General features: G+C 49.1%; 12 protein-coding genes. 7 read left to right on the top strand and 5 right to left on the bottom strand.

Annotation, left to right across the window (positions count from 1 at the left end):
* The first annotated feature begins 298 nt into the window (after positions 1–298).
* Positions 299–1,663, top strand: coding sequence for an ATP-dependent RNA helicase RhlE (gene rhlE / locus CWC46_RS16635; protein ID WP_021015422.1), 1,365 nt, complete (start codon positions 299–301; stop codon positions 1,661–1,663).
* A gap of 144 nt (positions 1,664–1,807) precedes the next feature.
* Here rhlE and CWC46_RS16630 read toward each other — a convergent pair whose 3' ends face one another.
* Positions 1,808–2,293, bottom strand: coding sequence for a DUF2127 domain-containing protein (locus CWC46_RS16630; protein ID WP_021015423.1), 486 nt, complete (start codon positions 2,291–2,293; stop codon positions 1,808–1,810).
* 180 nt (positions 2,294–2,473) lie between these two features.
* Here CWC46_RS16630 and dusC point away from each other — a divergent pair, with 180 nt between their 5' ends.
* Both dusC and cyaB read left to right on the top strand, forming a co-directional pair.
* Positions 2,474–3,409 carry a tRNA dihydrouridine(16) synthase DusC gene (gene dusC, locus CWC46_RS16625; protein WP_021015424.1) on the top strand — a complete coding sequence of 312 codons (936 nt, stop codon included), beginning with the start codon at positions 2,474–2,476 and terminating at the stop codon, positions 3,407–3,409.
* A gap of 693 nt (positions 3,410–4,102) precedes the next feature.
* Positions 4,103–4,642 (top strand): class IV adenylate cyclase, encoded by a 540-nt coding sequence (gene cyaB / locus CWC46_RS16620; protein ID WP_021015425.1) that lies wholly within the window; start codon positions 4,103–4,105, stop codon positions 4,640–4,642.
* A gap of 83 nt (positions 4,643–4,725) precedes the next feature.
* Here the strand turns inward: cyaB and CWC46_RS16615 are convergent, their stop codons facing one another.
* On the bottom strand, positions 4,726–5,406 hold the full coding sequence (locus tag CWC46_RS16615; protein ID WP_037380815.1) for an epoxyqueuosine reductase QueH: 681 nt from the start codon (positions 5,404–5,406) through the stop codon (positions 4,726–4,728).
* Between the two features lie 324 nt (positions 5,407–5,730).
* Here CWC46_RS16615 and pbpG point away from each other — a divergent pair, with 324 nt between their 5' ends.
* On the top strand, positions 5,731–6,693 hold the full coding sequence (gene pbpG / locus CWC46_RS16610) for a D-alanyl-D-alanine endopeptidase (protein ID WP_021015428.1): 963 nt from the start codon (positions 5,731–5,733) through the stop codon (positions 6,691–6,693).
* A 110-nt stretch (positions 6,694–6,803) separates the two neighbouring features.
* Here the strand turns inward: pbpG and CWC46_RS16605 are convergent, their stop codons facing one another.
* Both CWC46_RS16605 and CWC46_RS16600 read right to left on the bottom strand, forming a co-directional pair.
* Positions 6,804–7,490: a glutathione S-transferase family protein gene (locus CWC46_RS16605; RefSeq protein ID WP_021015429.1), complete on the bottom strand. Its 687-nt coding sequence runs from the start codon at positions 7,488–7,490 to the stop codon at positions 6,804–6,806.
* 111 nt (positions 7,491–7,601) lie between these two features.
* Positions 7,602–8,378, bottom strand: a complete 777-nt coding sequence (locus CWC46_RS16600) for a DeoR/GlpR family DNA-binding transcription regulator (RefSeq protein ID WP_021015430.1) — start codon at positions 8,376–8,378, stop codon at positions 7,602–7,604.
* A gap of 484 nt (positions 8,379–8,862) precedes the next feature.
* Between CWC46_RS16600 and CWC46_RS16595 the strand changes: the two genes are divergently transcribed.
* Positions 8,863–10,203: an aspartate aminotransferase family protein gene (locus tag CWC46_RS16595; RefSeq protein WP_021015431.1), complete on the top strand. Its 1,341-nt coding sequence runs from the start codon at positions 8,863–8,865 to the stop codon at positions 10,201–10,203.
* Between the two features lie 382 nt (positions 10,204–10,585).
* Complete coding sequence (bglX, locus tag CWC46_RS16590) at positions 10,586–12,895, top strand: beta-glucosidase BglX (protein WP_021015432.1); 2,310 nt, start codon at positions 10,586–10,588, stop codon at positions 12,893–12,895.
* A 165-nt stretch (positions 12,896–13,060) separates the two neighbouring features.
* Here the strand turns inward: bglX and CWC46_RS23775 are convergent, their stop codons facing one another.
* Positions 13,061–13,168 carry a hypothetical protein gene (locus tag CWC46_RS23775; RefSeq protein WP_021015433.1) on the bottom strand — a complete coding sequence of 36 codons (108 nt, stop codon included), beginning with the start codon at positions 13,166–13,168 and terminating at the stop codon, positions 13,061–13,063.
* 200 nt (positions 13,169–13,368) lie between these two features.
* Here CWC46_RS23775 and dinG point away from each other — a divergent pair, with 200 nt between their 5' ends.
* Entirely contained in the window at positions 13,369–15,489 is a 2,121-nt protein-coding gene (gene dinG / locus CWC46_RS16585; RefSeq protein WP_021015434.1) for an ATP-dependent DNA helicase DinG, read from the top strand.
* Positions 15,490–15,514 lie beyond the last annotated feature (25 nt).

The following is a 15,514-nucleotide window of genomic DNA, read 5'->3' as shown; positions in this document are numbered from 1 at the left end:
CAGAATTTGGTGGTCACTATCGCGTAAAAGTTATGCCAATGGATTGATATTAATCAGATCGTGATGGATAGTTGTGGGTCGGTTGAGTAAAGAAAATGTGATTTACATAGAAAAATTCTTGAAACCGGCGGTTTTCTGTTACAATCACCCACAGTTATGCACCGTAGTTTGTGCCCATTCACCGAGATTATCGCGCATGCGTGCTGGAATGACATGCCGCGCTAACCCCGTCTTGATATCACCCTGGAAACTACACCGGCTTGTGCTCGGTCAGGGTTGATCTGGAGTTGTTCTCTTTATGTCTTTTGAATCTCTCAGCCTGAGCGCTGATATTTTGCGTGCTGTGGAAGAGCAGGGTTACCGCGAACCGACACCGATACAGCGTCAGGCAATCCCGATTGTGCTGGCAGGCCGTGACCTGATGGCCAGCGCACAGACCGGCACGGGTAAAACCGCCGGTTTCACGCTGCCCTTGTTGCAATTACTCAGCACTAAACCAGCTCCTAAAGGGCGTCGTCCGGTACGGGCGCTGATCCTGACTCCAACCCGTGAACTGGCAGCACAGATTGGTGAAAACGTTCTGGCGTATAGCAAATATCTACATCTTCGTTCGCTGGTGGTTTTCGGCGGTGTCAGCATTAATCCACAGATGATGAAGCTGCGTGGCGGCGTCGATATTCTGATCGCCACGCCGGGACGATTGCTGGATCTGGAGCACCAGAACGCGGTTGATTTGTCACAGGTGGAAATCCTGGTGTTGGATGAAGCCGACCGGATGCTGGATATGGGCTTTATTCACGATATACGCCGTGTACTGGCAAAATTACCGGCCAAACGTCAGAACCTGCTGTTTTCTGCAACGTTCTCGGATGAAATCAGAACACTGGCCGGTAAATGGTTAACCAACCCGGCATCGGTGGAAGTGGCGCGTCGCAATACGCCGTCTGAACTGGTGGCGCAGCATGTGCATTTTGTTGATAAGAAACGCAAACGGGAATTGCTTTCCTATTTGATTGGCAAACACAACTGGCAGCAGGTACTGGTTTTTACCCGCACCAAACACGGTGCTAACCATTTGGCCGAGTTGTTGAATAAAGATGGTATTACCGCCACGGCCATTCATGGTAATAAAAGTCAGGGTGCTCGTACCCGGGCGTTGGCAAATTTCAAAGACGGTGGCATCCGCGTACTGGTTGCCACGGATATTGCCGCTCGTGGGCTGGATATCGACCAGTTACCCCATGTGGTGAACTATGAGTTACCGAACGTGCCGGAAGATTATGTCCATCGTATTGGTCGTACCGGGCGAGCGGAAGCAACTGGTGAAGCGCTGTCACTGGTGTGTGTGGATGAGCACAAGTTGCTACGGGATATTGAGCGTCTGTTGAATCGTGAAATTCCCCGTATAGCGATTGACGGTTATGAACCGGACCCGACGATTAAAGCCGACCCGATCCAGAATGGCCGTCAAGGTGGCCGTGATAGTCGTGCCAGCGCACCGCGTAGCCAGGGTGATCGCCAGGGACCGCGCGGGCAGGGCGATCATTCCCGTTCGGCGCGTAAACCCGCGACGTCTCGACCAGCAGGAGCCGGTCAGCGCCAGCAGGATGGACAACCGCGTCGTTCACCGCGTCCGCAACAGAAATCTTCAGCAAAAGCTTAACAGTATAAAGGAGCCAATTGGCTCCTTTTTTATGATCTGTCAACTGAATATGGGATAGATTGTCTGAACAATGTGTATGGGTAATCGGCCTATATAGATTTGGGCTGTTTTTCCTGTAGTGTGTCAGCGTCATTACCCAATATATTATCTTTGTTCTTCAGGCGATAAATAGCGCAAATTCTGGTACTCAAACCATGTCAAGCCAATAACCACAACATCCAGTAGACTGATTAACAGTAATAGCCACGAGTGGGTAAAACTGTATCGATAGAGTTGATAAATAATGAGAATGCAGAATATGGCGATGGCAATCGGGTAATAATTTAATTTTTTTCGCCAAAGCCCGCCGATGAGCCACAGTTTAATCACTCCATGACTTAATAGATAAAATGCAGTGAACATCTGACTGGTTACGGATAGGCCATGTGCGGTATGCATCAAATAGGTGGCTATAACATCATGGGGATCTTCGGTTAGTTCGATGTGTGTAATGGATTCCACCAGATTGAGAATATATTGCTTTGACACAAAGTAAGTGAAAATGCCAGCGGCAATTTCAGAGACGGCAAGCACCGCCTTGAAAAGTAAACTTATCTCAAAAGCCACGTGGATACTTTTTCTGCTAATCAAGTTATCTCCCTCCGTTTTTACTGGCGTATTTTATGGCATAATTATCGTACAAAGTCGTCAATCGGTTAGACAGTAGGGTAATAACATCATTTAACCGATAAGTGCCTGTCTCATTATTTCCATTGCGTTGTTTTGCCTACCAACAGTACCATTGCCTGCCGTTATTGATTGAGTTGAATTATGCGCGTTTTACTGGCCCCGATGGAAGGTGTGCTAGATTCCCTGGTACGGGAATTGCTTACCGAAGTGAACGACTATGATCTGTGCATCACCGAATTTTTGCGAGTGGTGGACCAACGCTTGCCAGTAAAGTCGTTCTATCGTATTTGTCCGGAACTACAACACGCCAGCCAGACGCCTTCCGGGACACCCGTCCGGGTACAACTGCTAGGACAATATCCGCAGTGGTTGGCGGAGAACGCTGCCCGGGCAGTAGAGTTAGGATCCTGGGGTGTTGATCTCAACTGCGGCTGTCCGTCAAAATTGGTGAACGGCAGTGGCGGTGGAGCAACGTTGTTAAAGGATCCCGAGCTGATTTATCAAGCCGCCAAAGCCATGCGTGACGCGGTACCTGAACATTTGCCGGTCACAGTGAAAGTCCGTTTGGGGTGGGATAGCGGTGACGCACGATTTGAGATTGCTGACGCGGTACAGCAAGCGGGAGCCAGTGAGCTGGCGGTTCATGGTCGCACCAAAGAAGATGGCTACCGTTCTGATCGCATCAACTGGCTGGCAATCGGTGAAATTCGCCAGCGCCTGCGCATTCCAGTGATCGCTAATGGTGACATTCGGGATTGGGAAAGTGCACAGGCGTGTATGACAATAACCGGTTGTGATGCGGTGATGATTGGTCGTGGCGCACTGAATGTGCCCAATCTTGGTCGGGTGATTAAATATAATGAACCTCGGATGCCATGGCCACAGGTGTTGGCGCTACTACAAAAATACGTTCGGCTGGAGAAACAAGGGGATACCGGCATGTATCACGTCGCCCGCATCAAACAGTGGCTGGGATATTTACGCCAAGAATATGCAGAAGCAACCGGGTTGTTTAGTGAGATTCGGTCATTGAACCGCTCTGCGGCCATTGCGCAGGCTATTAATGTTGCTTGTTGAAGTGGGGTTTCGCCTGTTTTCAACATTTTCCGGATGAGGTAAGTAACATGGCAGCAACCCAGATCGTCTCTGAAATGAAAATTTACACAGCTATTTGCACCTGGTTTGCAAATTAATGTCGGAGAGATTGTATTATCACTCTTTCATATCTATACATAATTAGCGAATGGGCAATTTCGTTGATAATGTCCTTCTGGGGAGCAGGTAAAAGCGCTGATCTTTACTGTCCATTTATCCATAACGTATGGACAAAACACGGGTAGAACGAGACAAGCTTTACTTGAGTAAGCGTATCAGGATTTTTTGTTGCTCTACTGCCACTCGAAATTTATTGGATACATTCGTTTGTACACTAGTGAAGGGGGAATTTTTTATTAAATAAAATGATTGAGGAAACACCACCTTTTGCTTAAGGTACAAGATTACTATTTGATTTTATAGCGCTATCAGTAAGTTGTCTGATAGTAACCAACAAGTAAATGCATTAAGATGTGTACTAATATGTCGTTGTAATATGTATCTGACTTTATTATGTTAAATAAGAGTGATTATCTATAATAATATACGTTCCTGTGTGTGGTCGGAAATATTATATTATTATCCCTACTTTAGTTGAAACATTCAAATGATTGTTCGATCCTTTTCCCTGATGGCTTGTAGTATCAGATCGGCAGTCAATAGTGGAGAGTGAAAGTGACTGAGTATTTCAGAGGGAAATATGAAGTTGAAGTAAAGTTTCGCATTCAGGATATTGTGACTTTTCGTGAGGGTTTATTTAGCCAACATCCTGAGTCTTATGTTTTTGAAAATAAAGAATATGATATTTATTATGATTCTGAAGAAAATAAACTTCGGCAGCAAAATATCAGTATGGTCCTGCGTCGTATGGCACCATCGGGAATTAAGCTCTGGATTGTCAAGGGGCCACGTACCGGGTTAAGTGAAGCCGTTAATGTCGAGTCTTTTGAAATAACTGACAGTATTCTTAGAACGTTAGGCTACAAACCTATTTTTGAGCTGAATAAAACCCGTAGTATTTATTTTCTGGATACATTCAATATTACAATGGATTATATAGAATCACTGGGTCATTATGTGGAAATATCTTGTATGACTGAAGATGATTCAGCGTTGGATCTCCTCAGAGAAAAATGCCAAGACTGTGCATTACGGTTGGGTCTATTGCTGGATAATATAGAGCATCAGTCTTATCGACAATTGCTTGGCTATTGATTTTGTGATATAAAACAGGGCTGTTCTGTATAGAGCAGTCTTGTTTTAACATCAAGCGACGTTTTTTTTCGATATTATTTTTATCAGGATGATGTTGAATCATCACCATAATACCGTTTCCCGATGCGAATAATATCCCGTCCCTGAGATTTTCGATGCTTATTTGTGTCGCGTAATGAATAAATACAACCACAATATTCTTGCTGATAAAATTGCTCTCGTTTGCTAATTTCAATCATCCGGGTTGAACCACCCTGTTTACGCCAGTTATAATCCCAATACACCATTCCTGGATATTTCCGGGTGGCGTTCATCCCGCAGGTGTTGATCTGTTGCATGTTTTTCCAGCGCGAAATTCCCAATGAGCTGGCGATAGCGCTAAAGCCATGTTCATGTGCGTAAAGCGCGGTACGCTCAAGACGCATATCAAAACACATGGTACAGCGGATCCCCCGTTCCGGTTCCCACTCCATACCTGTCGCCCGCTCAAACCAGTTATCGGTATCGTAGTCCGCATCGACAAAAGGCACGCTATACTTTTTGGCAAAACGGATATTTTCTTCTTTGCGAATCAGATACTCTCGTTGTGGATGAATATTAGGGTTATAGAAAAAAATGGTGTAATCAATACCTGAAGTCGCCAGCGCTTCCATCACTTCTCCTGAACAAGGCGCACAGCAGGAATGAAGCAGTAATTTGTCAGCCGTGCCTGGTAGTGTTAATAACGGTCGTTGAACGTTTGACGCGTTTTTTTCATTGGGCATAAACATTATCCATTGTTAAGCAAAAACGAGCTTTGTTGCGACAAATTATTAACCAGAGTTGATGTGTTTACAATGCGGTGCACCCAAGGGCGTTAACGATGCAGGAATGCAGCTTACGGTGCTACAACAGGAACGCGGATCCGGGATGGCGTGAGTAACCGGGGACAGACCGATTTTTATGGTTGGGTAATCAGTTTTTCAACGTCAGTCAAACTTTGTCACAAAGCTTTATGGTTACTTCGAGTGCACCGAGGAAATAGGTCAATTATAATGCCGCGTTCTCTCCTTTTTAATTTAACAGTTTACTGTTTAAGTTGTTGAATAATGAGCAAAAAAATTAAATATCCCTGCGTGGGACTGGTGCTTCTTTCTTCGTCATTCTTGCTGCTTCCCGCTGCAATGGCGAAGCAACATGTTGTGCAGCATACTGCTACCCGTCAGGAGATTGCCTCCGGCAGTGCCATGGTGGTGGATTTGAGTAACAACAAGGTGCTGTATTCCAGTAATCCTGATGTCGTGGTACCCATTGCGTCTCTCACCAAACTGATGACGGCATTGGTAGTGCTGGATGCCAATCAGCCGTTGGATGAGCTTCTTTCCGTGAATATAAGCCAGACGAAAGAGATGAAAGGCGTGTATTCCCGTGTGCGTCTTGGTAGTGAAATCAGTCGTCATGATATGTTGCTGTTGGCGCTGATGTCTTCTGAAAACCGTGCGGCAGCCAGTTTGGCATATCATTATCGTGGCGGTTATCAGGCTTTTATTGCGGCAATGAATGCCAAAGCCAAAGCATTGGGAATGACTCACACGCATTATGTAGAACCGACGGGGCTGTCGATCAATAACGTTTCCACTGCCCGGGATTTGACCAAGCTGCTGATTGCCTCCCGACAGTACCCACTACTGAGTCAACTGAGTACTACTCACGAAAAAATGGAGACGTTTTCTCATCCGACTTATACCTTGCCGTTTCGCAATACCAACCATCTGGTTTATCGGTCTGACTGGGATATCCAGCTGACGAAGACCGGGTTTACCAATCAAGCAGGTCATTGTTTGGCAATGCGTACGGTAATCAACCATCGTCCGGTATCACTGGTGGTACTGGATGCGTATGGAAAATATACGCATTTCGCGGATGCCAATCGTCTGCGTAACTGGCTGGAAACCGGGAAGGTCAGTGCTGTGCCGGCAGCTGCGCTGAGTTATAAAAGGGAGAGAGCCCTGGCGTCGCGTGAGCCTCATGACGCAGAAACAATCGACATGGCGTTAACAGCGACAGAGTAATGGGCAAGGGACAAGGGATTTGAACTAGCCGGGTCACGGGAAGTGCAGTTTGACTTGTATTTCCCGGATGACCGGCTTGAGAAGAAACAGTATTGATGATCTGCGGTGTGTTACACCGGAACCCTGAGATCTAGCGTGATATCCCCAAAACGGGTGATTTCTTCCTCATGAGTCGCTTCCCTCCAGGGCTCTGACAATGCCTGTTCCATCCAGATACGCATGGCTGGATGTCTCAGCATATGGCGGTAGTAATTTTCCACCTCCGGTTCCAGTGGCAGGCTGTAGGTCTGGATGCGAAATACCACCGGCGCGAAAAACGCATCGACCGCACTGAATTGTTTGCCCGCCAGGAATGGACCGCCAAAGCGGGAGAGCCCTTCTTTCCACAGCGTATTCAGGCGTGTCAGGTCATTTTTCAGTTCAGGCGTGATGTCATGTAGTTTGATCCGCACGCCGCAACTCATCGAGCACTGGTTGCGTATAGCATTAAACCCGGAATGCATTTCTGCCGCTGCACAACGTGCCCAGGTGCGGGCCGCGGCGTCAGTCGGCCAGACGCCTGGATGATGTTCGGCCAGATATTCGATAATCGCCAGTGAGTCCCACACCGTGGTATCACCATCAATTAAGCAAGGCACTTTACCGGTGGGTGAAAAGGTTTTGAAGGCAGGTTGTGTAAGCCCGGGAGAAAAAGGAGCCAATTTTTCTTCAAAGGGAACTTCCAACGCTTTGAGCATGATCCAGGGGCGCAGTGACCATGATGAATAGTTCTTGTTTGCAATATACAACTGGTACATCTCTTATCCTCCTTCTGTTATCCATACCTTATCTTTAGCACGAAAAACGTTAGCTGACATCCCGACCGTGGAGATAACCACGGCGTCAGCGCCATTCGTTTATAACGGTGTTCACGCCAGGATGACATGTCCGCAGGCAACCTGTAGTAATTCCCAGTCGCTGCTATCGGTGGCGGCTTCATCGCTAATAATCATGTCGATATCGCTTATAGGGGCGTAAATAATACGACTGGTAACGCCAATCTTGCTGTGATCGGCCAGAATAATCCGCGTTTTGGCATGATGCGCCATCGCCCCTGCAACCTCAGCCTCATGGTGGGCAAAACTACTGGCGCCGGACTGACTGGCAATGCCGACGGGGGACAGTAACGCGACATCGGCGCGATAGCGCTGAATTTCACTGACGGTCAGTGCACCGCTGGTTGCCTGCATTGACGGGCCCATATGCCCGCCGAGCAAAATAACGTCATGGCGCAACAGGTTGTCTGAGTCGACCGCACTTAAGGTAAGCGCAATGTTCAGACTGTTGGTGATAATTGTCATGCCGGGCATCGACAGTAATTCATCAGCCAGCAGCGATGTCGTACTGCCTGCATCAATGAAGAGGGTTTGTCCAGCCTGCAATTGTTGTACCGCAGCGCGGGCAATGGCGTGTTTTTCTTTGGCGCGCACAGCATTACGTATGGCAAGCGGGGGTTCTGGCGAGCTATCTGTAGCCACGATACCGCCATGAACCCGCCGCAGTCCGCCCAGGGCTTCCAGTTTAAGAATATCCCGTCGTACCGTTTCTCTGGAAACGCCAAGATGCTGAATAATTTGCTCCGTACTGACCCGGTTTAACGTGGACAGCAGGGCGCGGATACGGTGTAGACGGGTTTCTTCTAGCATGAGTCTCACTCTTGGAATGAAATCTTCGAAGCTTGCATGATCGTGTGTAACAGATAACAAACCTCGTTAGGGTCAGGTTTATTGGTGTTCTGTTTCATGATGTCCCTGGGTGTCCCAGTGTCATTATACCGGCAAGTTCAACGATGATGGGTGGATAAATTATTGCATAAATGTGTATTTTTGTGCTTGTCGCTTGGTGAGGGCACTGATATTTTCGGCTTCGAGGTAAGTATTTGATTTATTTTTAAGTTAAAAAACAATAAATTGAGATTTTTTATTGTGCTATGAGTATTTTGGTTTCAGCGTGTAAATAAGTTTTTTTGTGGGTTTTTTTTGCAGATTATTAGTGCTTATTTTTGTATTTGTGTATTTTATTGTTTTTGTTGTATGGTGATAGGCAGTATTGCCACCCGGGCATATACCCGATAACCCGCTGGCAGGACCCATCCTGGGTTTTTTATTCATCTTCTAGACAGGAGTCATCATGGCAACACGTTCAACCATTATGGATACCAACAGCTTTCGAGCCGAACATGCCGATGCGTTGAGTCAGGATGTTCGTAAACTTACTGATAAACGTAGTCGGGTGCTGGGAGACTCCTATCGCCTGTTTTATCGTAACCCCGTGCATCTGGTGCGAGGAGAAGGGCAATATTTGTGGGATGCTGCTGGCGATAAATATCTGGATGTGTATAACAATGTGGCCAGTATCGGACACTGCCATCCTGCCGTTATCGCCGCAGTGCACCAACAGATGAGCCAGCTCAATACGCATACCCGTTATCTGCATGAACGTATCCTGGATTACACCGAGGATTTACTGACGACAGTACCAGCGGAAATCACCAAAGCGATGTACATGTGTACCGGGTCGGAAGCCAACGACCTGGCTATTCGTGTCGCCCGCGCCTATAGCGGTGGTACGGGAATCATTGTCAGTCAGGAAGCCTACCACGGGACCAGTGAGCTTACATCAGGTGCTTCACCGGCGTTGGGCAGCGGTCAGCCGTTGGCGGCAACAACCCGGCTGGTTCCGGCCCCGGATCGTTATCGGGTCGATGCTCCTGACCTTGGCATCTGGTTTGCTAACGAAATTCAAAAGCAGATTGATGACATGGCGGCACACGGTATTAAATTTGCCGGCTTTCTGGCCGACTCCATTTTTTCATCAGATGGCGTACTGCCAGCGCCGATAGGTTATTTGCAGCCGGCTGTCGATGTGGTGCACGCTAATGGCGGTATTTTCATCGCTGACGAAGTGCAACCTGGCTTCGCCCGGACCGGGGACGCTTTCTGGGGTTTTGCCCGCCACGGCATCGTGCCGGACATCATCACGATGGGAAAACCGATGGGTAACGGTATTCCCGTCTCAGCACTGTTGGCCAGACCGGACGTACTGGCGGCGTTCAGTGATGAGATTCCTTATTTCAATACGTTCGGGGGGAACCCGGTGTCGATTGCTGCCGCACAGGCGGTGTTACAGGTTATCCGAGAAGAGAAATTGCAGGCGCACAGCAAAAACGTCGGGGAAAAACTACGTCGCGAACTGGCTCTATTGGCACAACGGCACTCGAGTGTCGGGGATGTGCGTGGCGCCGGGTTGTTCATCGGTTTTGAACTGGTCAGCGACCGTGATGCAAAAACACCGAACAAAGCGTTGGCGCTGGATGTGATTGAACGTTTGCGAACCGATCATGTGCTGACATCAGTTGCCGGACCGTATGGTAACGTATTGAAGCTGCGCCCACCGTTGGCGTTTCAGGAACAAGATATCGACTGGCTGGTCGGTTCGCTGGATAAAGCGTTGACTGCTGCTGCATTATAGTGTGTTCTGCCAATTAGCCACTCTCCTGCGCCCGGCCGGCCAAGGCCGGGTGCTTGCCTCCACCATCAACGTCATACTGCTATCGGCCCTGCTAATAATGTCCTGATCGTAATGTGGCGTGATGTCACTTCACCCGGTGATCATGGTCATTTGTGCAGCAACTTGCATAATTCTTTCACTTTTAAGTCAATTTCTTGTCTGAAAATCATTATCATGATGTGCGATGTATTCTGTGGTACATCACAACAATGGCATGTGGAGGGTGAACACTCTTCTTGCCACTTCAGGGTTATGGCACATTAACTGACCTGTCCCACCAACTTTTATGCCGTGTTTTGGTGATATCGCCAGAAACAAGGGATTGATTGAGTACGAAAAAATAATGAAATGGCTTACTTCACTGACGATTGTAATCGGGCTTGCCGGTAATGCTGTTGCTGCCCAACCGTTGGTCACAACACCACCTACGGTGGTGTTAACTTCGCATCAACAACGTGATGCTTTTGTAACCGATTTGCTGAAAAGAATGACGCTGGAAGAAAAAATCGGCCAGCTGCGGTTAATCAGCGTGGGAGCGGATAACCCGAAGGCAGCCATTCGTGAAATGATTCGACACGGGCAAGTGGGTGGCATCTTTAATACTGTCACTCGCCACGATATCCGGCAGATGCAGGATCAGGCTATGCAGCTCAGTCGCCTGAAGATTCCACTGTTTTTTGCTTATGACGTAGTACATGGTCAGCGTACCATTTTCCCTATCGCGCTGGGGTTGGCCTCTTCCTGGGATATGGATGCCATCGCGCTGACTGGGCGTACAGCAGCCTATGAGGCGACTGAAGATGGTCTGAACATGACCTGGGCGCCGATGGTGGATATTACCCGTGACCCACGCTGGGGGCGAGTATCCGAAGGCTTTGGCGAGGATACCTGGCTGACCAGTGAAATTGCCCGTGTGATGGTGAAAGCTTTTCAGGGCGACGATCTTACGGGCCGGCACTCCCTGATGACCAGTGTTAAACATTACGCCCTGTATGGCGCAGTCGAAGGTGGCCGCGACTATAACACGGTGGACATGAGCTTGCAGCGCATGTTCCAGGATTATATGCCGCCGTATAAGGCTGCGATTGATGCGGGGAGCGGCGGGGTCATGATCGCACTCAACTCCATCAATGGCGTACCGGCTACCTCCAATCGCTGGCTGATGAAAGATGTACTACGCGATCAGTGGCATTTTAACGGCGTCACAATCAGCGATCATGGCGCCATCAAAGAACTGATTAAACACGGGGTGGCGGCGGATGCGCGCGATGCCTCGCGTATTGCCATTACGTCCGGTATCGATATGAGCATGAGTGATGAATATTTTGGTCGTTACTTGCCGGGATTGGTAAAAAGCGGTGCGGTAAGTGAAAAAGATGTCGAGGCGGCCTGTCGGAAAGTGCTGAATATGAAATACGACATGGGGTTGTTTCAGAACCCATATCGTCACCTTGGGCCAGTAGGTTCCGACCCGGTGGATACTAATGCGGAAAGCCGTCTGCATCGTCTGGCGGCACGGAAAGTGGCGCGCGAAAGTCTGGTTTTACTGAAAAACCGGCTTAATATTCTGCCACTGAAAAAAACCGGTACGATTGCGGTGATCGGGCCGTTGGCGGACAGTAAACGCGACATTATGGGCAGTTGGTCGGCAGCTGGCGTTGCCCGACAGTCGGTAACGGTATATCAGGGGATTAAAAACGCCGTAGGCGATAAGGCCCATATTCTGTATGCCAAAGGTGCCAACATCAGTAATCATAAAGGGATTATTGATTTCCTGAATCAGTATGAACCTGCGGTGACGGTAGATCGCCGCACGCCCCAGGCGATGATTGAAGAAGCGGTGAGCGTGGCCAGACAGTCTGATATCGTGGTTGCGGTAGTGGGTGAGGCGCAAGGCATGGCGCATGAAGCCTCCAGCCGTTCCAATATTACTATTCCTGATAGTCAGGAAGCATTAATCACCGCGTTGAAAGCAACGGGTAAACCCCTGGTGCTGGTGCTGATGAATGGCCGCCCTTTGGCGCTGGTACGTGAAAATCAGCAGGCAAACGCATTGCTGGAAACCTGGTTCAGCGGGACGGAAGGCGGGAACGCGATTGCAGATGTGTTGTTTGGCGACTACAACCCGTCCGGCAGACTGCCGATATCCTTTCCGCGTTCCGTAGGGCAGATTCCGATTTACTATAATCACCTGCCAACCGGACGTCCTTATACGCCGGAGAATCCGGGTAAGTACACCTCGCATTATTATGATGAAGCCAATGGCCCGCTCTATCCATTTGGCTATGGCCTGAGTTACACCACGTTTGACGTGTCGGCAATCCGGCTTTCCAGCCCGATCATGAAACGCGACGGAACATTAACCGCGTCAGTGACAGTGAAAAATACCGGTAAACGCGCAGGAGAAACCGTCATCCAGCTGTATTTACATGATGTGGTGGCTTCGGTTAGCCGTCCGGTAAAAGAACTGAAAGGATTTCAACGGGTGATGCTGCAACCGGGAGAAGAAAAAACCGTCAGCTTTACACTCTCGCCTAAAGACTTGATGTTCTATAACGCGAAAATGCAGCATGTTGTGGAGCCGGGCCGATTTGATGTCATGATTGGCGTGGATTCAGAACGGGTGAAAACACAGCACTTTACCTTGCTTTAACACCTTACCTTGCATTAACACCTTTCTTGGCGTTAATGCCTTCATCAATTCCGTTTCCTGACCACCGTGATGGGGTCGGGAAACGCCATCAGGGAATGATGGTACAGGGGCAATAGCGGTTGAATAGTTTTTCCCCTCAGACACGAGTCTGCCGTTATCGTATGGTCAGTTGCTGTGAACAATAATGATATAACCCACCAGCATGACGCCACCAATACCACTCAATGCACACAGGGCAAATAGCCCGATCATACCCAGCTTGCTTAAACTCATCAGGTTATCCTTTCGTTAATTCCTCTGGATTATAAAGCCTTCCGCTGGTGATACAAGCAAACTGCCGCTGTCGGTTTCTTGAATTCGTATCATCCACGGTGGTAAAGACGTGGTGTAAACCTGCGCTTCCATAACGAAAGTGGCGTATTACCTGCCGTCTGTGGGACAATGCCTGCTGAATTAACTGATATTGAGCAGGCATGGCCCTTTCCCCCGCGTTAAAACTGCAGATCGGCCAATGGTATAAGGCATTGCAGCAGCAAATTCCGGATTTTGTTTCCCGTACTCCACAGCGACAGATGATAGCTGAAGTGGCTAAAGCGCTGGCGGGCGATTATCCGCGCCATTTAGTCATCGAAGCGCCGACTGGGGTGGGGAAAACCCTGTCATACCTGATTCCAGGCATCGCGGTCGGTCGGTCTGAACTGAAAACGCTGGTGGTCAGTACGGCCAATGTCGCACTACAGGATCAGCTTTTTAGCAAGGATTTACCGCTGCTGAAGTCGTTCATTCCCGACTTGAAATTTACGGCGGCGTTTGGTCGGGGACGTTATATCTGTCCACGTAATCTGGCGGTCATGGCGACGGATGTCGATGCACAAGGGGATTTAACCCTGTTTCTGGATGATGAACGGGTTCCTTCCAGTCGCGAAGAACAGGCCATCTGCACAAAACTGGCAAAAGCCTTGCAGAGTCATACCTGGGACGGACTTCGGGATCATTATCAGGCATCGATAGCTGATGGGCTGTGGGCCAGGCTCAGCACTGATAAGGCGAACTGTCTGGGGCGTAACTGTCACTATTTCCGCGAATGCCCGTTTTTTATCGCCCGGCGTGAGATTGAAGAGGCTGATGTGGTAGTCACCAATCATGCCTTGGTGATGGCGGCGATGGAAAGTGATTCGGTGTTACCCAGCGCCAAAAATCTGTTACTGGTATTGGATGAAGGGCATCACGTGCCTGATGTTGCACGGGATGCATTAGAAGTATCCGCTGATATTACCCACAGCGTGACTCAGTACCAGTTGGAACAGCTGGTGCAACAAATGGGCATCTGCATGGTACAGTTTGCGCCGAAATCGCCGCCTCGGTTGGCTAACGCCGAACGGCTGTTAGCGCATTGTGGTGAAGTGCGGGAACGGATGCAGATATTTGAGCAGATGTGCGTGTCGTTCCTGCCCGTCGACAACGTATCGGCGGATTATCGTTTCCCAATGGGAAAATTGCCGGAAGAAATGAGCGATGTCTGCTCCCGCCTGTTCAAGCTGACCGACAGTCTGCGCGGACTGGCAGAGTACATGCTCAATGATCTGGGCGAAAAAACCGGCCAGCACGATATAGTGCGATTACACCACACCATGTTGCGGATGAGCCGGATCCTGAATTATCTGGAAACGGTGAGTAAATTATGGCGTCTGGCGGCGCTGGAGCAATCTTCCAATGCGCCGGTTTCCAAGTGGATTGTCCGCGAGATGTGGGACGGCCAGCCGCATCTTTATCTGCATTGTGCTGGGATCCGTGTTTGCGACCAGCTTGACCGATTACTGTGGCGCAATCTTTCTCATGTCGTGATGACCTCGGCGACGCTGCGCTCACTGAACAGTTTTACCCGTTTGCAAGAGCTGTCGGGGCTGAGTGAAGAAGAGGGGGATACGTTTATTGCCCTGGATTCGCCGTTTAATCACCGTGAGCAAGGTCGGTTAGTGATCCCTAAAATGCGCTATGAGCCGCTGATGGCGTGCGAAGCACAACATGTTGCTGAAATGGCACGTTTTTTTCGCTCGGAACTTCAAAAAAATACCCATAAAGGCATGCTAATGCTGTTTGCCAGCCAGCGTGCTATGCAACTGTTTCTGATACAAGTGACCGATTTGCGGTTAATGCTGCTGGTGCAGGGCGACCAGCCTCGCTATCGATTGGTGGAACTGCATCGCCAGCGGGTAGAAGAGGGGCAAACCAGCGTGCTGGTCGGCCTACAATCTTTTGCGGAAGGGCTGGATCTGAAAGGTGAGCTGTTAACGCAAGTGCATATTCACAAGATAGCCTTTCCGCCGATTGACAGTCCGGTGATCCTGACCGAAGGCGAATGGTTGAAAAGCCTGAAGCGCCATCCGTTTGTGGTTCAGAGTCTGCCGAGTGCGTCGTTCAGATTGATCCAGCAGGTGGGACGACTGATCCGCAGTCATGATTGTTTCGGCGAAATAGTGATCTACGATCGTCGTCTGCTGACTAAAAGTTATGGGGCACAATTACTGGCAGCGTTGCCGGTATTTCCAATTGAACAGCGCGATATGCCGGAAGAGGGTGAAGCCGATGCGTAAACAGGCTACCCGTTGCCTGGTAGCC

The organism is Prodigiosinella confusarubida, from assembly GCF_002847015.1.
GTDB lineage: Bacteria > Pseudomonadota > Gammaproteobacteria > Enterobacterales > Enterobacteriaceae > Prodigiosinella > Prodigiosinella aquatilis.
The sequence above is the reverse complement of the archived record's forward strand: the minus strand, read 5'-3'. Positions and strand labels throughout refer to the sequence as shown.